Source organism: Streptomyces sp. NBC_00425, from assembly GCF_036030735.1.
GTDB lineage: Bacteria > Actinomycetota > Actinomycetes > Streptomycetales > Streptomycetaceae > Streptomyces.
The window spans coordinates 5,797,708-5,817,566 of record NZ_CP107928.1; the positions used below are offsets into that span (position 1 = coordinate 5,797,708).

General features: G+C 71.5%; 22 protein-coding genes. 13 read left to right on the forward strand and 9 right to left on the reverse strand.

Annotation, left to right across the window (positions count from 1 at the left end; all coding sequences use genetic code 11):
• Window positions 1-68 precede the first annotated feature (68 nt).
• Window positions 69-485: a hypothetical protein gene (locus OHS82_RS25355; RefSeq protein ID WP_328434603.1), complete on the forward strand. Its 417-nt coding sequence runs from the start codon at window positions 69-71 to the stop codon at window positions 483-485.
• Window positions 486-1,103: 618 nt separating this feature from the next.
• Here the strand turns inward: OHS82_RS25355 and OHS82_RS25360 are convergent.
• The gene (locus tag OHS82_RS25360; RefSeq protein ID WP_328434604.1) at window positions 1,104-1,661 is read right to left on the reverse strand and encodes a GNAT family N-acetyltransferase; all 558 of its coding nucleotides are present in this window, start codon (window positions 1,659-1,661) and stop codon (window positions 1,104-1,106) included.
• An 11-nt stretch (window positions 1,662-1,672) separates the two neighbouring features.
• On the reverse strand, window positions 1,673-2,980 hold the full coding sequence (locus OHS82_RS25365; RefSeq protein WP_328434605.1) for a hypothetical protein: 1,308 nt from the start codon (window positions 2,978-2,980) through the stop codon (window positions 1,673-1,675).
• 250 nt (window positions 2,981-3,230) lie between these two features.
• Between OHS82_RS25365 and OHS82_RS25370 the strand changes: the two genes are divergently transcribed.
• The 7 genes from OHS82_RS25370 to OHS82_RS25400 all read left to right on the forward strand — a co-directional run bounded on the left by OHS82_RS25370 (window position 3,231) and on the right by OHS82_RS25400 (window position 9,331).
• Window positions 3,231-3,782: a hypothetical protein gene (locus OHS82_RS25370; RefSeq protein WP_328434606.1), complete on the forward strand. Its 552-nt coding sequence runs from the start codon at window positions 3,231-3,233 to the stop codon at window positions 3,780-3,782.
• Window positions 3,748-4,299, forward strand: a complete 552-nt coding sequence (locus OHS82_RS25375) for an ATP-binding protein (protein WP_328434607.1) — start codon at window positions 3,748-3,750, stop codon at window positions 4,297-4,299. Before OHS82_RS25370 ends, OHS82_RS25375 begins: the two co-directional genes overlap by 35 nt.
• A 212-nt stretch (window positions 4,300-4,511) precedes the next feature.
• A complete protein-coding gene (locus OHS82_RS25380; protein WP_328434608.1) occupies window positions 4,512-4,745 on the forward strand; it encodes a DUF397 domain-containing protein in 234 nt (77 codons plus the stop codon).
• Between the two features lie 89 nt (window positions 4,746-4,834).
• The gene (locus OHS82_RS25385; protein WP_328434609.1) at window positions 4,835-5,368 is read left to right on the forward strand and encodes a hypothetical protein; all 534 of its coding nucleotides are present in this window, start codon (window positions 4,835-4,837) and stop codon (window positions 5,366-5,368) included.
• Window positions 5,340-6,242, forward strand: coding sequence for a JmjC domain-containing protein (locus OHS82_RS25390; protein WP_328434610.1), 903 nt, complete (start codon window positions 5,340-5,342; stop codon window positions 6,240-6,242). Before OHS82_RS25385 ends, OHS82_RS25390 begins: the two co-directional genes overlap by 29 nt.
• Before the next feature lie 816 nt (window positions 6,243-7,058).
• Entirely contained in the window at window positions 7,059-8,234 is a 1,176-nt protein-coding gene (locus tag OHS82_RS25395) for a 4-hydroxybenzoate 3-monooxygenase (RefSeq protein WP_057578601.1), read from the forward strand.
• Between the two features lie 212 nt (window positions 8,235-8,446).
• On the forward strand, window positions 8,447-9,331 hold the full coding sequence (locus tag OHS82_RS25400; protein ID WP_057578599.1) for a Bax inhibitor-1/YccA family protein: 885 nt from the start codon (window positions 8,447-8,449) through the stop codon (window positions 9,329-9,331).
• A 103-nt stretch (window positions 9,332-9,434) separates the two neighbouring features.
• Here OHS82_RS25400 and OHS82_RS25405 read toward each other — a convergent pair whose 3' ends face one another.
• Window positions 9,435-9,662, reverse strand: coding sequence for a DUF4287 domain-containing protein (locus tag OHS82_RS25405; protein WP_020128488.1), 228 nt, complete (start codon window positions 9,660-9,662; stop codon window positions 9,435-9,437).
• Window positions 9,663-9,765: 103 nt separating this feature from the next.
• Here OHS82_RS25405 and OHS82_RS25410 point away from each other — a divergent pair, with 103 nt between their 5' ends.
• Entirely contained in the window at window positions 9,766-10,077 is a 312-nt protein-coding gene (locus tag OHS82_RS25410) for a hypothetical protein (protein WP_079041252.1), read from the forward strand.
• A gap of 21 nt (window positions 10,078-10,098) precedes the next feature.
• On the opposite strand, the gene OHS82_RS25415 is transcribed toward OHS82_RS25410, so the two are convergent.
• The 3 genes from OHS82_RS25415 to OHS82_RS25425 all read right to left on the reverse strand — a co-directional run bounded on the left by OHS82_RS25415 (window position 10,099) and on the right by OHS82_RS25425 (window position 13,751).
• The gene (locus OHS82_RS25415; protein WP_199863784.1) at window positions 10,099-10,914 is read right to left on the reverse strand and encodes a hypothetical protein; all 816 of its coding nucleotides are present in this window, start codon (window positions 10,912-10,914) and stop codon (window positions 10,099-10,101) included.
• A 284-nt stretch (window positions 10,915-11,198) separates the two neighbouring features.
• Complete coding sequence (locus tag OHS82_RS25420; protein ID WP_057578593.1) at window positions 11,199-12,419, reverse strand: acetyl-CoA C-acetyltransferase; 1,221 nt, start codon at window positions 12,417-12,419, stop codon at window positions 11,199-11,201.
• 303 nt (window positions 12,420-12,722) lie between these two features.
• Window positions 12,723-13,751, reverse strand: a complete 1,029-nt coding sequence (locus OHS82_RS25425; RefSeq protein WP_328434611.1) for an SGNH/GDSL hydrolase family protein — start codon at window positions 13,749-13,751, stop codon at window positions 12,723-12,725.
• A 161-nt stretch (window positions 13,752-13,912) separates the two neighbouring features.
• Here OHS82_RS25425 and OHS82_RS25430 point away from each other — a divergent pair, with 161 nt between their 5' ends.
• Window positions 13,913-15,301 (forward strand): cystathionine beta-synthase, encoded by a 1,389-nt coding sequence (locus tag OHS82_RS25430; RefSeq protein ID WP_057578588.1) that lies wholly within the window; start codon window positions 13,913-13,915, stop codon window positions 15,299-15,301.
• Between the two features lie 450 nt (window positions 15,302-15,751).
• On the opposite strand, the gene OHS82_RS25435 is transcribed toward OHS82_RS25430, so the two are convergent.
• Window positions 15,752-16,177, reverse strand: a complete 426-nt coding sequence (locus tag OHS82_RS25435) for a hypothetical protein (RefSeq protein ID WP_057578587.1) — start codon at window positions 16,175-16,177, stop codon at window positions 15,752-15,754.
• Window positions 16,178-16,409: 232 nt separating this feature from the next.
• Here OHS82_RS25435 and OHS82_RS25440 point away from each other — a divergent pair, with 232 nt between their 5' ends.
• From OHS82_RS25440 to OHS82_RS25450, 3 genes are all read left to right on the forward strand, one after another.
• Window positions 16,410-16,952 (forward strand): GNAT family N-acetyltransferase, encoded by a 543-nt coding sequence (locus OHS82_RS25440; protein ID WP_057578585.1) that lies wholly within the window; start codon window positions 16,410-16,412, stop codon window positions 16,950-16,952.
• 198 nt (window positions 16,953-17,150) lie between these two features.
• Window positions 17,151-18,149: a MurR/RpiR family transcriptional regulator gene (locus tag OHS82_RS25445; protein WP_242433147.1), complete on the forward strand. Its 999-nt coding sequence runs from the start codon at window positions 17,151-17,153 to the stop codon at window positions 18,147-18,149.
• A gap of 84 nt (window positions 18,150-18,233) precedes the next feature.
• Window positions 18,234-18,818: a hypothetical protein gene (locus OHS82_RS25450; protein ID WP_079041249.1), complete on the forward strand. Its 585-nt coding sequence runs from the start codon at window positions 18,234-18,236 to the stop codon at window positions 18,816-18,818.
• Between the two features lie 84 nt (window positions 18,819-18,902).
• Here the strand turns inward: OHS82_RS25450 and OHS82_RS25455 are convergent, their stop codons facing one another.
• Both OHS82_RS25455 and OHS82_RS25460 read right to left on the reverse strand, forming a co-directional pair.
• The gene (locus tag OHS82_RS25455) at window positions 18,903-19,277 is read right to left on the reverse strand and encodes a hypothetical protein (RefSeq protein WP_057578582.1); all 375 of its coding nucleotides are present in this window, start codon (window positions 19,275-19,277) and stop codon (window positions 18,903-18,905) included.
• 20 nt (window positions 19,278-19,297) lie between these two features.
• Window positions 19,298-19,828: a roadblock/LC7 domain-containing protein gene (locus OHS82_RS25460; RefSeq protein ID WP_057578581.1), complete on the reverse strand. Its 531-nt coding sequence runs from the start codon at window positions 19,826-19,828 to the stop codon at window positions 19,298-19,300.
• Window positions 19,829-19,859 lie beyond the last annotated feature (31 nt).

A 19,859-nucleotide genomic window follows, 5' to 3' on the forward strand; every position in this document is an offset into this window, starting at 1 on the left:
CAGCCCGCCCGCACGGTGGGCTGCGGCATTTGTGGCATCCTGTCCTGCCGTACGAGACGGAGGACGCCGTGCCCACTGATGACGCCGCCTTGGCCACACTGCTTGCCGAGCTGCCGCAGAAGTCGACGCTCGACATGTATGCGGAGCTGGAAGCCGCTCGCCGGGCCGACGCGGAACGGCCCAGGACGTACACGATCATCCCTGAGCCGGTGCATCCGCCGATGTGGCCGGCGCCGGGCTCCGGGATCATGAAGTTCCCGTGTGGGCTCGGCTGCGGGTGGGCGCACGACGAGGACGTCTACGCCGACGGCGGCGACATCCTGGCCGTCCCCTTGGGGGCCTCATCCGAGGAGATCGGCTGCCTGTTCGCCGAGCACGCGGAGAAGCGCGGAGCGACGGTACGCGTGCGGATCGAGACGGCGGTGCGCGAGCACTTCGCCGACGCCCACCCAGGGCAGGAGCCGCCGGTGCGGGAGGTGTGGTGAGGCCCTACAGTCGGCGCAATCGGCGGGCGTTCCCGAACGTGGACCGCGCCCTGAACCAGGTCGCGCGGGCGCTGGCTGTGCGTGAGTGCTCAGGCTGCGGGCATCCGGTGCGCGTCCATGCCATCGAGGGCGGGCAGCGTGTGTGCACCCGCGGCTATGGCCGGGTGGCGTGCGCGTACTGCGCCTACAACCAGGCGGCCCTATCGCGGTTCGGCCAGATGGCTGTGGACGGGATCTTGGCGGGGCTGCAGACGGCTGCCCGGTGGGTGCCGAGTGAGCTGCGGTTTGACCGGCCTGTCGTCCTGTCCGACGGGGGGTCCACGGGTACGGTGACGTAGTCCACGGCGTGCTACTCGGTGCCCGTAGGTCCGCCCCGTCCGGTGATCCGGTCGGGGCGGTGCCGTTTATGCGGGGTTTCCGCCAGCTTGTGTGGCCTCCGCCCACTGGACGAGGAGGCGGGCGTACTCGGCGGTCCGGGTTCGGGTGGCGGGCTGGGACATGAGCCGACGGATACGAGCGTTGACCTGGTCCGCTTCCGGGCGCGGATGACCGCGAAGCGGGTGATGCCGGGACATAGGGGCAACCGTACGGCCCGGCACTGACACTCGGGTCAGTCGGTCAGGGGCGCAGGACCATGGCGTCGTAGACCGGCGACTCCTCGGCATGCTTGATCTGCCCGATGACCTCATACCCCCAGCGCGGGTACGCGCTGCGGACGGGCTCGTTGTCGACGATGCAGGTGAGCGTCGTCCACGGCTCGGTGCGGGCCTGGACCATCACGTCGTGCAGGCGACGGCCCACGCCCTGACCCTGGTAGGCGGGCAGCGTCATCAGCTCCCGCAGCCAGAACACCTCACCCTCCTCGGCGGCCCGGACGGCGTCGGCCGGCCGCGCCTCGCCCAGGGATGTCCACCACGCGCGCTCCGGGTCGAGGGTGACGCCGTGGACGTAGCCGACGAGCGTGCCGTCGTCGAGACGGCCGGTCAGCACGGAGAAGCCCGGCATGTCGAACGCGGCGTGCAGCCGGTTGATGTACGTCGGGACGGAGAAGAACGGGTCACCGGCGTACGGGGGAACGTTGTAGACGTCGGCGTAGACGGCGATCAGCTCGTCCGCGACCTCCTTGGCCCCTTCGGGGCTGTGGTACTCCACGGTCAGGCTCCCGGTGACGGGCATGCCAGCTCCCTTCAGGCGATGTGCTGGTTCAGCAGCTCGATCGTGTCACGGGCCTGGCCGTCGCGGCTGCCGTACGGGGTGAGGCTGTCCCGGACGACGACGAGCTGCAGCCGGTTGCGGGTGGAGGCCTGGCCGCCGTCGATGAGGCGCAGGGACTCGCGGGCCGCGCTGACACTGCGGTCCAGGTCCCGGTCTTCGACGGCCGCCGTGGCGAGGCGGGCCAGGCACATACCCCGGTTGCGGCTGTGCTGGATGTCCTGGAGGGTCGCCGAGCGCTCGAGGAGTCTGACCGCCCGCCGGTGCTGGCCGAGGTCGGAGCGGCACATCCCCTCGAGGCAGACCAGCTCGGCCTCGTTGAGGAAGTGGACCCATTCCGGGTCGCGGTCGCTGGGGCCCTGATCGAAGTGCCGCCAGGCCCGACGGATCGCGGTGGAGGCGTTCAGCTCGTCCCCGGCGCGGGAATAGCCCTGCGCGGTGCGGATGGCCAGCATGGCGTTCACGCGCGGGGGAGCGGACCAGGACGCGGCGTGCTGGCCGGCGAGCTTTGCCAGGCGGACGGCTTCCCTCGGCTTGCCGAGGTCGACGCTCTGTCGGCTCATGTTGGACAGGGTGCGGGTGGCGAGCGGCAGGTCATTCTCCAGGAGGGCGGTGTTCAGTGCCTCGGAGAAGTACAGCCGGGCCTCTTCCTGGCGGTTGGCGTCGTAGCAGAACCAGCCGAGGGAGGTGGTGAGCTGGCCGCTGATCTGGTGGAGCTCGGCGCCGATCTCCTCCGGGTAGGTGCCCTCGTCGATGAGGTGCTGTACCCACATGAGGTGTGAGCGGGCGGTGCGCCATAGCCGGTCGCCGCCGAAGCGCTGGTCGATGGCGTCGAGGTCGGCGGCGGCCTCTTTCAGCTCATGGACTTCGTCCTCGCCGACTCTGACCTCTGTGAGGCCGGGGCGAGTTGAGGCGCGGGAGGGGGTGAGCCAGGGCAGGCCGACGGCGGCACCGGCCCCGAACAGGGCAGAGCGACGTTTCACGGGATCGTTCTCCTGAGCGACTGCGGGGGCTTCTCCCCCCAGGGTCGCAGGAGGTTGAAACCCGAGGTACTGGGGGCCCTTGCCGAACGCGGCGCGCAGGGCGGTCGCGTGATGTGGCTGGGGCCAGCCGGGAGTTGCGGACTCCCAGCGGCGGTACGTACGGACGCTGACCTCGAAGGCGCTGTCGTGCAGCGCGCCTCTTCCGGCCGCGCTGATGCCTTCGGCGGCGGAGTCCTGGCTGAACCAGCCTTTGGAGATCCGCGCCGCGAACAGTGCTTCGTTGCCTGGCGCTTTCGCCATCAGTCCCCCTGATGCGTATGACCGATATCACCGTAGGACGCAACGCGTGCAGGGGGCGTGCCGTATCGCGAAATGGCAGCGGACAGCCCGTCAGAGGACGGTGAATGGCCGGTAGATGGCCGCTCAGTGTCCTGGGATGACCGATGGTCGTGGACTCCAATGGTCCTGTTGCCCTTCTGCGGGCACAGCGGGCCCGCCCCCGTCCCCCGAGGGCAGGGCCCGCTCCTCCCTCCCTGACCGAGGCGTGACGATGTCGGAACCCACGCAGGAGCACAGAGCGACAGCCCTCGACCACACGGCCGGCCAGGTCGTCACCGGCCGGGAACGCTTCCTCGCCATCGCACGATGGCTACTGGACGCGGCTGACGACGAGGAGCAGGCACGGCGCGAGTGGAAGGCCGGCGGTATCGCGCTGCTGCGCTGCGGCCGCTCATTCGACGCGGTCTGTGTCCCGCTGGTCCTCGTCGAGACGGCGGCCGGCACGACAGACCGGCAGCGGTTGGCGGCCTACCTGCACGAGGCGCTGCTGGGCGGCCCGGTCTTCCTCGACACTGCCTCACACCTCGTGTACTGCCTGCTGTCGACCTCGACGCCGCCCGATTGGCGGCCGCCGGACTGCGGGCACTTCGGCAGGGACAACTACCTCGGCGTTCCCCTCCCGGGCGGCCCGGATACCGCGCGGTCCTACTGGCTGGTCGAGCCGGACGCTCCGGGCGCGGTGTGCGTGCTGGACGCGGTGTCGCAGATGGTGACGTTCGCTCACTTCCGTGCCGCGACTCGGGACGGCCAGCGCCGTGCGTGAGGCGCTGCGGCGGCGCCGCTTGCTGGCGACGCACGTCGCAGAGGGCGACTTCGTGCGGGCCCCCGAGTCGGTACGGGCCGCCCGCCAGTTCGCGACCGGCGTCGTGAACGGCTGGGAGATGCCCGAACTCGCCGACGCGGTCGAGCTGGTGACCTCCGAGCTGGCGACGAACGCCGTGCAGCACACGCGGGCGGACGAGTTCCAGGTGACTATCCACCGACTGAGCGACGGCCTGGTGCGGGTCGCGGTGACCGACCGAAGCTGTACGCCTCCCGCCGTGTACACGGCCGGCGACGACGAGGACCACGGCCGCGGCCTGTTCCTCGTCGAGCGTGTGGCCGCGCGCTGGGACACCGAACTCCTGCCGCACGGCAAGAGCGTGTGGGCCGACCTGGAGATGCCATTGCGGCCGGGGCTGTCGGCCCGGCATGCGCGGCTGCAGGCGCAGGCGATCTACCTCCTGATAGTCCTCACGGTCGCCTCGCTGCTGGTCGCGGGCGTCGCCGCGCACCGCTGATCTCCCGCTCCCGGCCGGTCGTTCACGGACGAACCGATCTCCCACGGTTGCCGGATCTCGCCCGATGCGAGGCCCCCGGCCTGGAGCGGGCCCACCGGTCCTGGCCGCCCACCCGACGGCCAGGACCGGCACCACAGACTCCCGCCCTCCCATCCGAGAGGGCCGGGCACAGAGCGGGGAGCGTGTTCCCCGCCAGAGACACGAGGAGTGTCATGCAGCAGAACCAGGACCTCTACGCCCTGTCCCTCGACGGCGCCGAGTTCACCGCGCTGTGCGGCGGCAACCAGGGCGGCGACAACGAGCAGTGCGTCGAGCTGGCGGCCATCCCGGGCGCGGTCGACGCGTTCGCGGTCCGCGACAGCAAGAACCCGGCGGCCGGCGTGCTCCGCTTCACCGGCGCGGAGCTGCGGGAGCTTCGTGACGCGGAGGTCATTGTCAGTGCCTGACCGTAGTGTCTGACCGTCGCCTCGGCACGGTTCCGGGGCGGGCTCTCGCACGGGGGTCCGCCCCTCTTGACCTTCGGGAAGGGGTCATCGTGAAGCAGCAGGGTTGGCCGGTAAGCAGCGAGAACTGGACGGGCCACTGGCACGGGTTCGGTCCGTGGATCGGGAGCGGCCAGAGCCACAAGGAAGAGTCGCGGCGTCGCCCCGGCCAGGGTGCGCGGGACCCGCAGACCGAGCTGTTCGTCAGGGACAAGCGGCCCCCGATGATGACCGGTCATTGGTTGATGAAGACCGATCAGGTCGCCGGGACGTGGACCAGCGTCGAGGACGCTGTCGCCTGGCTGCAGGAGCGCTACGAAGCGGCGCCGCCGATGGTCCGGGACGACGGGAAAGCCGCGTACGTCGAGCTGCCCGACAAGATCCGGTACGCCCTCGATGTTCTGCCGCGCGGGGTCGACGTCACCTGGTGCTACTGGACACAGACCCGCATGCTCGCGTCGTACTCGGTGGTCTGCTGCCGCAATCTGGCGCAACATCACCTGGCGTGCCCTTCCCCTCCGGATGCGATCTCCCTCGATACGAGGAGGAACAGAAGCGATGTCGCTTCGGCACTTGCTCCCGCCTGACGGCGTTGAGGAGCTGCTGTCCGGCTGGCCGGACGAGCCGCGCGTATACCAGCGCGGACGGACAGACGTGGACAGCGTCATCACGGCCGACTGGCTGTGGGACCACATCGACCTCGGGTGCGTGCCGCCCGAGGAGGTGCGGGCCGTGAAGAAGGGCGTGCCGTCGATCACGGCGCACGCCTTCTCCACCCACGGCCGCACCGACGGCCGGCGCCTGCGCGGCTTGTACGAGCGGGGCTACACGATCCGGCTGGGCAACCTCCAGCGGGTCATGGCCGTGTTCGGCCGGATCTCGCACGAGATCCAGCAGGAGACCGGCTGCAGCAACTACGTCCACGCGTTCATGACGGCGGCCGGCCAGCAAGGCCTGAGCCACCACTGGGATCAGCAGATGGCGGTGATCGTCCAGCTTGCGGGCGGGAAGCTCTGGGAGCTGTGGGGGCCGGTCGTGGACTCGCCGATGAGAGAGGTGAACGAGTCCGGCCGGGTGTGGGACGAGTCGTGGATCCCCGGCTGGGAGGACCGCGGTCCTGACCTCTCCGTGCACCTGATGCCTGGTGAATCGCTACTCGTGCCGCGCGGCTGGGTCCACAACCCGTCCGTACCGGAGGACGGTCAGGACAGCGTGCACCTGACGTTCGCGATCCGGGAGCGCACGCCGTACTGGCTTGCGGAGAAGATCCTCGCCGGGCTGATCGAGAACCCGGCCATGCGGCGGATCATCCCGCCCGGCGAGCTGCTCGGCCCGGGGCTGCCCCGCCACCTGGAAGAGACCTGCGGACAGTTGGCGTCCTACCTGGCCTCAGTCGACGTGGAGGGGCTCGCCGAGCGGGTCACCACCGCGGCGCTCAGCGAGCTGGAGTACACCACCTGACGGTTCGCCCCTCCGTCGTGCAGGCCCGACTGACGTCCGCCGGGCCTGTCCGCCGTATAGACGTATGGGCATAGAAAGCGCTGTTTTAGCCAAAGCGCAGGGCAGATCAGGGCAGAATGGTTGTGCGCGCAACATGAGCCCGTCGCCCCTCCTTGGGCGGCGACCGGGCCGGGGGCCCTGCTCCGCATAAGCGGGCCCCTGGGGCCGGCAAGACGGGCCCGGCAGACCTACTGCCGGGCCCGTCTCTGTTCTGTCCAGCATCCTCGCGCGGATGCATCTGCGCCAGAACTCCCTCAAGGGCATTGATCCGGCCAAGGTCGTGGCCTGGGACGGCGGGGCGCTCTCAGCCAGCCGTCGAGTGCGTTGCAGCAGGTCAGGAAACCGTGCGCCAGGTGCGCCAGAACTTGGCGCACGGAGCGGGCTGAAGCGGGTGGATGCGGGTGAATTCGGGAAGTTGCGGGGTCGAACTCGCAGGTCGGCGCTCTGACCTGCGACGCAAGGCAGGTTCAAGTCCGGCTCTGGGCACTTCCGCGGTCACCGTGTGTGACGCTCGGGGACGGTGGGTCGCGAAAGGGGTCGCCGGTCACGGCCGGCCGACCCCTGATGCGCGTTCGGTCCCCGATGCGCGTTCCGTCCCCTTTCTCCGCGCCGGCGCCCGTCCTTGCAGAACCGGCGCCCGCACCCCGTCCGCCATGGGCCGGAACCCTTGACCGTTGACACCCGCAGAGCCAGGGCGCAGACTCGGACGCGGATCGTGAAGTGAAGAAAAGTTCACTGTACGAACAGCCTCCGTCCCGCCCTCGAAGGGAACGTCCGATGCGCACGACCGTCGGCATCGTCGGCGCCGGCCCCGCCGGCCTCCTCCTCGCCCGTCTGCTGCACAACGCCGGCGTCGACTCGGTCGTGCTGGAGAGCCGTGACCGCGCCTACGTCGAGCAGCGGCAGCGCGCCGGAATCCTGGAACAGGGCACGGTGGACGTCCTGCGGGCGGCGGGCGCCGGGGAGCGCATGGACCGCGAGGGCCTGCGGCACGACGGCATAGAGCTGCGGTTCGACCGCCGCCGCCATCGCGTCGACTTCCCCGCGCTCACCGGCGGCCGGTCGGTGACCGTCTACGCCCAGACCGAGGTGTGCAAGGACCTCATCGCCCTCCAGTTGAAGGAAGGCGGCCCGCTGCTGTTCGAGGCGGAGGCCCTGGCCGTGGAGGACGCCGACACCGACCACCCCCGCGTGCGCTTCCGTCACCAGGGCGTCGAGGACGTCCTGGAGTGCGACTACGTCGTCGGCTGCGACGGCTTCTGGGGCGTCGCCCGCAGGGCCGTCCCGGCCGGACTGAGCCGCACCTTCGAACGGTCCTACCCCTTCGGCTGGCTCGGCGTCCTCGCCGACGTGCCGCCCTCCCACGACGAGCTGGTCTACGCCCGCCACGACCGCGGGTTCGCACTGCTGTCCATGCGCTCCCCGTCCGTCTCCCGTCTCTACCTCCAGGTGCCCGAGGGCACGGACGCCGGGTCGTGGAGCGACGGGGAGATCTGGGACGAGCTGGAGCGGCGGTTCGCCACCGACGACGGCTGGCGGCTGGAGCGCGGCCCGATCACGCAGAAGTCGGTCACCCCGATGCGCTCGTACGTCCACGAGCCCATGCGGCACGGCCGGCTCTTCCTCGCCGGCGACGCGGCCCACATCGTGCCGCCCACCGGGGCGAAGGGGCTGAACCTGGCCGTGGGGGACGTCGTCACCTTCGCGCGGGCGCTGACCCATCGTCGGGAGACGGGATCGTCCGCGCTCCTGGACGCCTACTCCGCGACCTGTCTGCGGCGCGTGTGGCAGGCCGAGCGGTTCTCCTACGACATGACGACCCTGCTGCACCCCGCCCCGGACGCGGACCCCTTCGAGAGCCGTCTCCAGCTCGCCCGTCTCGAGCGGCTCGCCTCCTCCCGGGCCGCCGAGACCGATCTCGCCGAGGGATACACCGGGTTCTCGTTCGAATGACCGAACACCGCGGCCCGTCCGGTCTCCGTGCGGTAGCGGACATGTCGCGGCTTGGTCATGATCGGGAACCTTCCGTGCCGGGAATCACGACGCCACGTAGCGTGTTGCGCAGCAACAAGAGGGAAAGATCCTCCCCAAGCACTAGGGTCAATCCTTTGCCTACCCATTACCCTTGAGCTCAAGGCCGCGCAGTGTGGCCACGGAGGAGTGCAATGAGGAGCAGAAACCCGGTCTTCTCGCGACGGGGGTTCAGCCGCGACAACGGCTACGCGGGCTTCAACGCCGCGCCGCAGGCCGGGGGACCCGCAGTCGGCACGCAGCAGGGCAACCCGTACGCCCAGCCGGCCGGCAACCCGTACGCGCAGAACCCTTACGCCCAGCAGCACGGCGCCCCGCCGCAGGCCCCGGCCGCCACCGGCCGGATGACGATGGACGACGTCGTCGCGCGCACCGCGACCACGCTCGGCACCGTGGTCGTCACGGCGATCCTGTCGTGGCTGCTGCTGCCCGTCGACGACGCCAACATCGGCAAGTCGTACGGCATCGCCATCGGCGCCGGCCTGGTCGCGATGGTGCTCGCCCTGGTCCAGTCGTTCAAGCGGCGCCCGTCGCCCGCGCTGATCCTGTCGTACGCCGCTTTCGAGGGCGTCTTCCTCGGCGTGATCTCCAGCGCGGTCTCGACCTACATCGCGGACGGCGTCGTCGCCCAGGCGGTGCTCGGCACCATGGCGGTCTTCGCCGGCGTGCTCGTGGCCTACAAGGCCGGCTGGATCCGCGTCAACCGTCGCTTCTACGGCTTCGTGATGGCCGCCGCGATCGGTTTCGTCCTGCTGATGATGGTGAACCTGCTCTTCGCCGTCTTCGGCGGCGGTGACGGCCTCGGCTTCCGCAGCGGCGGCCTCGGCATCGTGTTCGGCATCATCGGCATCATCCTCGGCGCCTGCTTCCTCGCCCTGGACTTCAAGCAGGTCGAGGACGGCGTGGCCTACGGCGCCCCGCGCGAGGAGGCCTGGCTGGCCGCCTTCGGCCTCACGATGACGCTGGTGTGGATCTACATGGAGTTCCTGCGACTCCTGTCCATCCTCAACAGCGACTGAGCGCGGAGCCGTCGGCCGGCGGCGCGCGAGCGCCGGCGCACGACAGCGGGAAGGGCCCCGGGATCATCGATCCCGGGGCCCTTCGCCGTGTGTCGCGTGCGCGCTAGAGCAGTTTGCGCGCGGCCCTCCTCAGGTCGTACTCGTGGATGATCGCCTTGGCGTGGCCGTACGCGAGGTTGTGCTCGGCGCGCAGCCAGCTGACCTTCTCCTCGAAGCGGAGAGCGGGGCCTTCGTCGACGGTGCGCAGCCAGTCGGCGACTTCACGACCGGTGCAATGGGGGATGCGGGCGAGAATGTTGCGGTGGGTCTCCTCGGAGAGGACATGGGACATCGGCGCCTCCGGTAGCAAAGGGGATGTAAGCCGGTCCTCAGGTCACCGTGCCTGACTGTTCGCCCGTTGGCAACAGTCCCGCTGTGACGCGTAGTCTCGCGGCGTGGCTGATACGACGTCCCTGACCCGTGCGGTGGATCACTTCGCCGATCGTCTGCGCGCCGCCCCGCAGAGCCGGCTGCAGCGCGGCGCGGCCGCCGAGGCGCTGGCCCTGGCCAGGGAGTTGGCCCGGCGGACCCAGCTCATGGAGGAGCCCGGGACACCCCTGCGGGAGATGCCCGACGCCGGCATGTTCGCCGCCGCCGACCAGATCACCGTCGCCGCGCACGACCTGGCCCTCGTGCTCACGGACGAGGGCCAGGTCGACGAGGCTGTGGAGTTGGTGGCGCAGGCGCAGAAGCGGGCCGGCGTGTGACGCCCGGGACCCGCAGGACGCTCAGAGGCTCGCTATGACGCGGTCCGCCAGGATGTAGACGTTGTCCCCGCCGCACTGGAACGTCAGGGTGTAGGCGCCCGAGATGCCCGACCCGCCCAGCAGGAACGGCGTCTGGCCCGCGGTCAGGGCCGCGGAGAGCCGTTCGGCCGTCTCGCGGTGACCCGGGGTCATGCAGAGCGTGGTGCCGTCGGCGAAGACGTAGACGTCGAGAGTGCCGAGCGGGCCCGGCCGGACGTCGGTCAGCTCGATCTGCGAAGAGGCGAGCTCCTCGAGGGCGGCGACCGTGCGCTCGTGGTCGTTCACGACGGGTGACTGCACCGGCACGAAGTCCGGGTGGGACGGGTGCCGGCGGCGGGCGGCGGCCAGTTCGGGGGACTCCCCGGCCAGTTCTCCGGCCAGCTCCCCGGCGAACTCGTCGGCGTCCGCGGCCGGCTCGGCCACCGACTCCAACGGCTCCAGACCCAGCAGGTCGGCCTGGCGGGGCAGGAACAGCTCACTGTCCGGCAGGCCCAGCAGCGACGGGGCGTCGGAGGCGTCACGCGCCTCCTGGGCGGCCCAGAACGCACGCGCCTCGGCGAGCTCGCGCTCCCGCTCCTCCGCGAGCGCGTCGGCGACGGCGGCGCGTATCTCCGCCGCGTCGGCGGTGGTGCGGGCGGCCGGGACGAAGCCGCGCAGGTCCGCTGCGGCGTCCTCGGCGTTCCTGGCGAGCTGGAGGTGCAGGGCGGCGACCTGCCGGCGCAACTGCATGAGGGTGCGCAGGACGGCGACGCCCACGGCGCCCGTGGCGGCCGTGGTGACCAGCAAGGCGATCGGCATGGCGCTCACTGACGTACTCCCGGTTTCAAGTCGACCCCCGACTTCCTAGCATCAGCTTGAAGGGCGGACTATCCACCTGTCAGTGCGTAACGTCACGAAACGGGCAGGACTTTGGTCCTCCGGTTTACTGCCGAAAGGCGCTGAGCTGGGTGAACCCCTCCTGGGAGGGAGATAGGTCACATCCTGGGGGAGATTGGATCACAGAACGGCCCGGAGTCCGGGTGCTTTCCGGACTCCGGGCCATTCCGTCACAGCAGGTGCCGAAGCGGTCACTCAGGGGTGGGTCAGCTGAGGCGCTCGATGACCATCGCCATGCCCTGGCCGCCGCCGACGCACATGGTCTCCAGACCGAACTGCTTGTCGTGGAACTGGAGGGAGTTGACGAGCGTGCCGGTGATGCGGGCGCCCGTCATGCCGAAGGGGTGGCCGACGGCGATGGCGCCGCCGTTCACGTTCACCTTCTCCAACGGGATGCCCAGGTCGCGGTAGGAGGGGATCACCTGGGCGGCGAACGCCTCGTTGATCTCGGCCAGGTCGATGTCGTCGATGGTGAGGCCGGCCCGGCGCAGGGCCTGGTTGCTCGCCTCGACCGGGCCGAGGCCCATGATCTCGGGGGACAGGCCGGAGACGCCGGTCGACACGATGCGGGCGAGCGGGGTGAGGCCGAGCTCGCGGGCCTTGGTGTCGCTCATCACGACGACCGCGGCGGCGCCGTCGTTCAGCGGGCAGCAGTTGCCGGCGGTGACCAGTCCGTCGGGGCGGAAGACCGGCTTCAGGCCCTGGACGCCCTCGAGGGTGACGCCGGCGCGCGGGCCGTCGTCCTTGGAGACGACCGTGCCGTCGGGGAGCGTCACCGGGGTGATCTCGCGCTCCCAGAAGCCGTTCTTGAGGGCTTCCTCGGCGAGGTTCTGCGAGCGGACGCCGAACTCGTCCATGTCCTGGCGGGTCACGCCCTTCACGCGGGCGAGGTTCTCGGCGGTCTGCCCCATGGCGATGTAGGCGTCCGGGACGAGGCCGTCCTCGCGCGGGTCGTGCCAGGTGGTGCCCTCCTGGGCCGCGACGGCCGCGGTGCGGGCCTCGGCCTCGGCGAAGAACGGGTTGCGGGTGTCCGGAAGGCTGTCGGAGTTGCCCTTCGCGAACCGGGAGACCATCTCGACGCCCGCCGAGATGAAGACGTCGCCCTCGCCGGCCTTGATGGCGTGCAGCGCCATCCGGCTGGTCTGCAGGGAGGAGGAGCAGTAGCGGGTGATCGTGCAGCCGGGGAGGTGGTCCATCCCCATCTGCACGGCCACGATCCGGCCGAGGTTGTTGCCCTGCTCGCCGCCGGGCAGACCGCAGCCGAGCATCAGGTCGTCGATGTCCCTCGGGTCGAGCTCGGGGACCTTGGCGAGGGCCGCCTGGATGATCGTGGCGGTGAGGTCGTCCGGGCGCAGGTCCTTCAGGGAGCCCTTGAAAGCGCGGCCGATGGGCGAGCGGGCGGTCGAGACGATGACGGCTTCGGGCATCACGGCTCCATTGGCGAGATTCGTACGGGGACGGCTTCCTGGGAAGTTACCCGTACGTATGGCCTGGGTCACTGGTGTCGCGGTGTGACCCTGGCCGCAATTTACTAAGCGCTTGCTTTGGCCTTCGGCGGTGGGGCGGGATTGTGCCGGTGGGGCGCGGACCCCGGGGGCTGCGCCCCCGGACCCCCTACGGCCCTGAACGGGCCTCGTCCTCAAACTCCCCCAGAGGGGCGCCCCCAGACGGGCTGACTGGCGTGCCGAGGGTCCGGCCGGCGTCGGACGGACGGGTTGGCGGGCCGGGGGTCAGGCGTTGGTCGGGGAGGTCGGTTCCGATTCCGACACCCGCCGCCGGCGCCGGCGCTTCAGGAGGGCCCAGGGGCCCCGGGGGCCCGTCGGCATCGCGGCCGTCACCTCGGTGCCGGGCTCCGAGGCCGCTTCCGCCGCCGCACGGGCGACCGGCAGGAAGCCCTCGTGGCGGGAGGCGTCCGGGCGTTCCTCGTCGGCCGGCCACAGGCCGAGCGCCGCACAGACCGTGGGGAGGACCGCCATCGCGGCCGTCGCGTACCCCTCCGCCGACGGGTGGTAGTGGTCGGGGCCGAACAGCTCACGCGGATTCGCCTCGAACTCGGGGCCGAGCAGGTCGCCCAGCGACACCGTGCGACCGCCCTGCTCGACGGTGCCGATCGTCTGGGCCGCCGCCAGCTGGCGGGAGGCCCGGCGGGCCAGCCAGCGCAGCGGCTGTTGGACCGGCTCGATGGTGCCAAGGTCGGGGCAGGTGCCCACGACGACCTCCGCGCCGGCCGTGCGCAGCCGCCGCACCGCCGCGGACAGATGCCGCACCGAGCGCGTCGGAGGCATCCGGTGGGTCACGTCGTTCGCGCCGATCATGATCACGCAGACGTCGGGCGCCCCGTCGGTGTCCGACAGGACCAGCGCGACCTGCCGGTCGAGATCGTCGGACTGGGCCCCCGGCAGCGCCACGTTGCGCAGCTCCACGGGACGCTCGGCGACCGCCGCCAGCCCGGAGGCCAACAGGGCCCCCGGCGTCTGACCGGAGCGGTGCACGCCCTGGCCCGCCGCCGTGGAGTCGCCCAGCATCGTCAGCCGCAGCGGTTCCCTGCCGGGACCGGGGGCGTCATAGGCGACGCCGTAGCGGCCGTCCGCCTGGGGGACGTGCGGATGAACCCCGTTGCTCACCTGGCGTCGGGCCAGGTGCATCTCGGCCAGCACCAGTCCGGCCGCCGCCGCCCCGGCCAGCCCGAGTCCGCCGCCGCCGTAGGCCGCGCCGGCCGCGATGCGCCGGGCCACTCTCGCCCTCGACATGCTCGTCATGCCTCGACGCCACCTCCTCGTGTCCGTACACCCACTCCTTGCCCCGTACGGACGGTCGCCCAATCTCGACGAGGTGTGAACATGCCGCTTCGGTCAGAGCCCGACCCGTACTCTGGCGTCACCACTACGACCACTGTTTTTGCAAGCAACCGGAGACAACGGTGCAATTCCACGACTCGATGATCAGCCTCGTCGGCAACACCCCGCTGGTGAAGCTCAACAGCGTGACCAAGGGCATCCGGGCGACCGTCCTGGCCAAGGTGGAGTACTTCAACCCGGGCGGCTCCGTGAAGGACCGCATCGCCCTGCGCATGATCGAGGCCGCCGAGCAGAGCGGGGAGCTGAAGCCCGGCGGCACGATCGTCGAGCCGACCAGCGGCAACACCGGTGTCGGGCTCGCCATCGTGGCCCAGCAGAAGGGGTACCACTGCATCTTCGTGTGCCCCGACAAGGTGTCGACGGACAAGATCAACGTGCTGCGGGCCTACGGGGCCGAGGTCGTCGTCTGCCCGACCGCCGTGGATCCCGAGCACCCGGACTCCTACTACAACGTCTCCGACCGGCTGGTGCGTGAGACGCCGGGCGCGTGGAAGCCGGACCAGTACTCCAACGCGAACAACCCGCTCTCCCACTACCACTCCACCGGCCCCGAGCTGTGGGAGCAGACGGAGGGACGGATCACCCACTTCGTGGCGGGCGTCGGCACGGGCGGCACCATCTCGGGCACCGGCCGCTACCTGAAGGACGCCAGCGAGGGCAGGGTCCAGGTCGTCGGCGCCGACCCCGAGGGGTCCGTGTACTCCGGCGGGTCCGGGCGGCCGTACCTCGTCGAGGGCGTCGGCGAGGACTTCTGGCCGACCGCCTACGACCGGACCGTCGCCGACGAGATCGTCGCGGTGTCCGACAAGGACTCCTTCCAGATGACCCGGCGGCTCGCGAAAGAGGAGGGCCTGCTGGTCGGCGGCTCCTGCGGGATGGCCGTGGTCGCCGCGCTGCGCGTCGCCGAGCGGCTCGGCCCGGACGACGTCGTGGTCGTGCTGCTGCCGGACAGCGGCCGCGGCTACCTCAGCAAGATCTTCAACGACGAGTGGATGGCCGACTACGGCTTCCTCGAGGACGAGGGTCCGAGCGCCCGCGTCGCCGACGTCCTCAACGACAAGGTGCACGGCGCCATCCCGTCCCTCGTCCACATGCACCCGGACGAGACCGTCGGCGAGGCCATCGAGGTGCTGCGCGAGTACGGCGTCTCGCAGATGCCGATCGTGAAGCCCGGCGCCGGTCACCCCGACGTCATGGCGGCCGAGGTCGTCGGGTCGGTCGTGGAGCGGGAGCTGCTCGACGCGCTGTTCACCCAGCGGGCCTCCCTCGGCGACCCGCTGGAGAAGCACATGTCCGCGCCGCTGCCGCAGGTCGGCTCCGGTGAGCCGGTCGGCGACCTGATGTCGGTGCTCGGCACGGCCGACGCGGCGATCGTCCTCGTCGAGGGCAAGCCCACCGGTGTCGTCAGCCGCCAGGACCTGCTGGCCTTCCTGGCCAAGGGCGGGAAGTGACGTCTGCGTGACAGGGGCCGTCACGGCGGGGAAACCTGCGGTGAACGGCCCCTCGGGGCGCTGAAATTCCGTTTCCCCACCGAAGTGGTGGACTTCGCGGAAGTGGTACGCGCGCGTCACGTCCGCGCAGCACCCGGTTAACACGCGTCCGGCATATTTGTGGATGTCGGCAGGGAGCGGCTCCCCGGCCGGCACCAAAACGGCGTCACGGACCTCCGGAGCGGCTCCCGGACCTTCCACAGACGCCATGGACGCGGCGACCCGGCCTGACCCGGCCCGCGTCCCTCGCGGGGACCGCCGTCGTCCCGCCCCCCGGCAACGGGGGTGCGGCGGTCCCCGCGCACAGCTTTTTCGCGGTCGCCTTCCCCGTGCGCCGCCGTCCCCGCGCACGGCCTTCGCCTCACGTCTTCCCACGCGTGCACCCGGCCCGAGGGCGCCTTGTGGCGCCGCTCACTCCTCCCAGTCGCCGTCCTTCGAGGAGCGGCGCCGACCACGGAAGAGACCGGGATTGCTGCGGGCGGCCTGGACCACGTTGACGCCGACGATGCCCACCCAGGAGACGATCAGGCCCGGCAGGCCCTCGACGCCCGCGCCGATCCCGGACAGCGGGACCGCCAGCACCAGTGAGACGATGCCGAAACCGAAGCGCTCGCCCCACGAGTCCGTCGCCTTCGGCGAGCGGGAGTCGCGGGCCGCCGCCATCTGCTGCTCCGCGAACTGGCGACGCACCCGGCGCTCCACCGCGCCGTCGATGCGCTGGTCGACCTTCTCGAGGAACGAGTCCACCAGCGCGGACTCGTACTCCTCGCCGAGTTCCCTGCGGGTCTGCAGGGTGGCGTCCAGATCCTTCTTGAGGTCTGTGTCCCGCGCTTCCATGGTGGTCTCCCGTCCCGTCATGGGACCAGGCTAGAGAGGGCGTGCGCCCGTCGCACTGGGGACAGCCCCCCTCTCGGGGTCGGGGCCGCCGGGGTCGCCTGGTCCGCGGTCCCGGGCGACGCGTCCGCGGCATGAGGCGGACGCCGCCGGGATCCGGCCGACCGACGACCCGCACCGGGGTCGGCCCCGGTTAGGCTGCTCCGTCCTGAACAGGCCTGGGAGGTCCTACACCATGAGCAGCACACCGCCCTTTCCCGACCGGATCGAGCTCGTGGGGGAAGGCCTCGTCCTGCGCGACTGGACGGAGGCGGACCTGGCGGCGATGCCCGATCTGTTCGACCACCCCGACATCGCGTACTGGACGCCGATCGTCTCCCCCTTCGACGCGGCGGCCGCCCGCGCGCGGCTGGACCGGGCCCGGCGGCTGCGGGCGGAGGGCACGACCGTCCTGCTCGCCGTCACCGTCGACGGCCACGCACCCCTCGGCGAGGTGATGCTGCGGCGGACGCCCGAGGGCGCGGAGATCGGCTACGCGGTCGGCCCGGCGCACCGCGGCCGCGGGCTGGCCGTGCGGGCGGTGCGGGTCATGGCCGCGTACGCCTTCGAGCAGCTGGAGGTGGCACAGGTGGTCCTGGAGCTGGAGGCCGAGAACGCCGCGAGCGTCTCCGTGGCCACCCGGGCGGGCTTCCGCCTGCTCGGCGTCCCGCTGATCGAGGGGGAGGAGAAGGGGCGGCCCTACGCCCTGCAGACCTGGGGCCTGAAGCGCCCCGCCTGATCGCGTGCCCCGCCTGGCCCGCCTGGCCCGCCCGGCCCGTCTGACCCGCCTGGTCCGTCGGGTTCGCCGGGTTCGCCGGGCGGGCCAGGCGGGGCTTCGGGCCTCCCTTGCTTGGCTGTATGACGTCATGCAGAGTGCGTGATAGCTGAATAAGCTCGTCGACGGCTCGGATCGCGGGCGGCTGAAGGGGGAGCGGGCATGAGCGCGGAGACGGACGCGGGGACGGATGCGGGATCAGGAGCGGGAGCGGGGTCCGGGACGGGGCCGGCGTCCGGGACCGGGCCGAGGTCGCGTCCGGGGGCGGGGGCGGGGCCTGGGCCGGGTGAGCGTGTGCCGGGTGCCGGCGCCCAGGGTGCGGCACTGCCGGACAGCCCGGCGGCCCGGCTGCAGGTGCTCTTCGAAGGCCATCGGCTGACGCCGACCCAGCGGCGCATCGCGCACAGCATGGTGCGGCGCGCCGCCGACGTGCCGTTCCTGTCCAGCGTGGAGCTGGCCGAGCTGGCAGGGGTCAGCCAGCCGTCCGTGACCCGCTTCGCGGTCGCTCTCGGCTTCGACGGCTACCCCGCCCTGCGCAAACACCTGCGCGAGGTCGCCCCCGCCGACCGGACCCCGGGCTCGGCCTCGTACAACGCCTACCAGCAGGCCGTCCAGGCCGAGATCGAGAACCTGCGGCACCTGGCCGAACTGCTCGCCGATCCGCGGCCCGTGCAGCGGGCGGGAAGGCTGCTGGCGGCCTCGCGGCCGCTGCCGGTGCTCGGACTGCGGGCCGCAGCCTCCCAGGCGTACGGCTTCGCCTACTTCGCCGCCAAGGTGCATCCCGACGTACGGCTGCTGCACGAGGGCGGCACGATGATCCACGACCGGATCGACGCCGCGGTCCGGGCCGGCGCCTCCGCGCTGCTCTGCTTCGCGCTGCCCCGCCACCCGCGGGAGGTCGTCGACACCCTCGCCTATGCCAGGGAAGCCGGGCTGAGCGTGGTGACGGTCGCCGACTCCGCGTTCGCGCCGGTCGCCAAGGTCTCCGACCTGCTGCTGCCGGCCGCCGTCGGCACCGGGCTCGCCTTCGACACGGCGTGCGCGCCGATGCTGCTCGGGCGGGTGCTGCTGGAGGCGATGTGCGACGACCTGCCCGATGCACAGGCCCGGCTGGAGGAGTTCGACGCACGGGCGGCGACACGCGGCCTCTTCGTGGAGTGAAGGCCGCGCCTCTCAGACTCGTCTCACGTTCGCTGACTACGCTGAACGGCCACGAGAGGGAGCCGGAGTGACGAGGAGGCGGACGTGGCACGCGGAGGGCAGGGGCTGGCTCGGGTGGCCGTCGTCGTACGGGCCGGGGCCGCGCCGTTGTGGTGGTGCGGGGTGTTCGCGGCCGGGGTCGGGGTCCTGGTGCCCGGCCTGACCGGGCGGCGGATCGGGGTGTGGGCCGGAGCCGCGCTGTTCCTCGTGGCCGCGGCGGTCACGGCGGTGCGCGGCCGTCGTCGGTTCACGGAACTCGGGCGTGGCGCGGTCCGTGCGGGCAAGCACGACGTGCTCCAGGACCGGGCGGTGACCGTCCGCGCCTGGCGGCGCGGCCACCGCCGGTGGCTGCTGCCGGCCTTCCTCGCCGCGCTCGGCAGCGCGTTCGCCGTGCCCGCGGCCGGCGGCATGCTGCTCGCCGGCTGCGGGGCAGGGCTGTGGCTCAAGGCCTCCTGGCTGGGTCGGCGCGAGCGTGCCGACGACGCGCTGCTGTGGGTGCGCGTCGACTGGCTGGACCGACGCGGCGGACGCCCCGCCGGCCGAACCGTCAAGGCGTACCGCAGCACCGGCATCGCGGCGGGCGACGCGGCCCCGGGCGGATCCCGCCGCCGCGCCGCCGCACTGGTCTAGGGCCTGTCGGACGCGACCCAGGGCCTGTCGGACGCGACCCAGGGCCTGTCGGACGCGCCCTGCGGACCTGACCCGCCGGTCAGGTCACACCTCGAGGTCCTCCTCGATCCTCTTCAGCTGGTGACGGGCCATCGCCAGGTTGGCCCGCTTGGCGTCCAGCACCAGGTAGAGGAAGAGGCCGTTCCCGCCGCGGCCGCTGATCAGCCGGATCATGTGGTACTGGTCGGACAGAGTGATCAGGATGTCCTCGATCTGGGCCTTCAGCCCGAGGTGTTCCATGGTGCGCATCTTGGCGCGCACCACGTCGGTGTTGCCGGCGGCGGCGACGTTCAGGTCGAACGTCTTGCCGCCGCCCATGGTGCCCAGCGCCATGCCGCTGGTGTAGTCGACGAGCGCGACTCCGGTGGCGCCTTCGATGGAGGCGAGCGCCTCTTTCAGGCAGGTCTCGGTATTGGCCATGACTGTGCTCCTCGGTTCCTTCAACTTTCCGTGGTGGTGCGCGCGTTGGTGGTGGCTGGGCCGCGCGCCGATCTGGTCCGTACGGTCGTGGGCTTCGCGGGCGTCCGCACCGGCGCCTTCGCGGGCGGCTTGGGCGGTGTCTTCACGGGGGCGGCCGCCGCGGCCGCCCGCGCCGTCGCCTCCCGCGCGTCGACCAGCTCCCCGATGCGGACACCGGCCCGGCGTCCCTCGAGGTGCAGCCGGCCGACGTTGACGCGGTCCTGCGCGAGCAGCGTCAGCACGGCGTTCTCGCCGGCCGAGTACGTCGAGACGTAGCCGTACCGGCCGCGCACGAGCAGCTCGCGGAAGTCTCCCTGGCCGGTCGTGTCCGCCATCCGCACCGCCACGCCGAGGGCGGCGGCGGTCAGCGCGGCGACCACCTCCGGCTCCACGCCCGGGGTGTCGTGGGCGAGCACCAGTCCGTCCACACCCGCCGCCAGCGCGCCGGTCAGCTGGGGCACCCGCGCCCGTAGTCGCTTCAGCTCGTCGAGTATCTCGGGCGCGGAAGCCATCAGCTCGCTCCTCTCGGCGCGCGGTCGCTGC

Bases quoted from the DNA above. Each gene is read 5' to 3' on its own strand.
- OHS82_RS25365 (WP_328434605.1), bottom strand. From the start codon at position 2,980: ATGGCGAAAGCGCCAGGCAACGAAGCACTGTTCGCGGCGCGGATCTCC.
- OHS82_RS25440 (WP_057578585.1), top strand. From the start codon at position 16,410: ATGAGCAGCACACCGCCCTTTCCCGACCGGATCGAGCTCGTGGGGGAA.
- OHS82_RS25360 (WP_328434604.1), bottom strand. From the start codon at position 1,661: ATGCCCGTCACCGGGAGCCTGACCGTGGAGTACCACAGCCCCGAAGGG.
- OHS82_RS25395 (WP_057578601.1), top strand. From the start codon at position 7,059: ATGCGCACGACCGTCGGCATCGTCGGCGCCGGCCCCGCCGGCCTCCTC.
- OHS82_RS25400 (WP_057578599.1), top strand. From the start codon at position 8,447: ATGAGGAGCAGAAACCCGGTCTTCTCGCGACGGGGGTTCAGCCGCGAC.
- OHS82_RS25390 (WP_328434610.1), top strand. From the start codon at position 5,340: ATGTCGCTTCGGCACTTGCTCCCGCCTGACGGCGTTGAGGAGCTGCTG.
- OHS82_RS25445 (WP_242433147.1), top strand. From the start codon at position 17,151: ATGAGCGCGGAGACGGACGCGGGGACGGATGCGGGATCAGGAGCGGGA.
- OHS82_RS25380 (WP_328434608.1), top strand. From the start codon at position 4,512: ATGCAGCAGAACCAGGACCTCTACGCCCTGTCCCTCGACGGCGCCGAG.
- OHS82_RS25435 (WP_057578587.1), bottom strand. From the start codon at position 16,177: ATGGAAGCGCGGGACACAGACCTCAAGAAGGATCTGGACGCCACCCTG.
- OHS82_RS25460 (WP_057578581.1), bottom strand. From the start codon at position 19,828: ATGGCTTCCGCGCCCGAGATACTCGACGAGCTGAAGCGACTACGGGCG.
- OHS82_RS25455 (WP_057578582.1), bottom strand. From the start codon at position 19,277: ATGGCCAATACCGAGACCTGCCTGAAAGAGGCGCTCGCCTCCATCGAA.
- OHS82_RS25370 (WP_328434606.1), top strand. From the start codon at position 3,231: ATGTCGGAACCCACGCAGGAGCACAGAGCGACAGCCCTCGACCACACG.
- OHS82_RS25425 (WP_328434611.1), bottom strand. From the start codon at position 13,751: ATGACGAGCATGTCGAGGGCGAGAGTGGCCCGGCGCATCGCGGCCGGC.
- OHS82_RS25405 (WP_020128488.1), bottom strand. From the start codon at position 9,662: ATGTCCCATGTCCTCTCCGAGGAGACCCACCGCAACATTCTCGCCCGC.
- OHS82_RS25420 (WP_057578593.1), bottom strand. From the start codon at position 12,419: ATGCCCGAAGCCGTCATCGTCTCGACCGCCCGCTCGCCCATCGGCCGC.
- OHS82_RS25415 (WP_199863784.1), bottom strand. From the start codon at position 10,914: ATGCCGATCGCCTTGCTGGTCACCACGGCCGCCACGGGCGCCGTGGGC.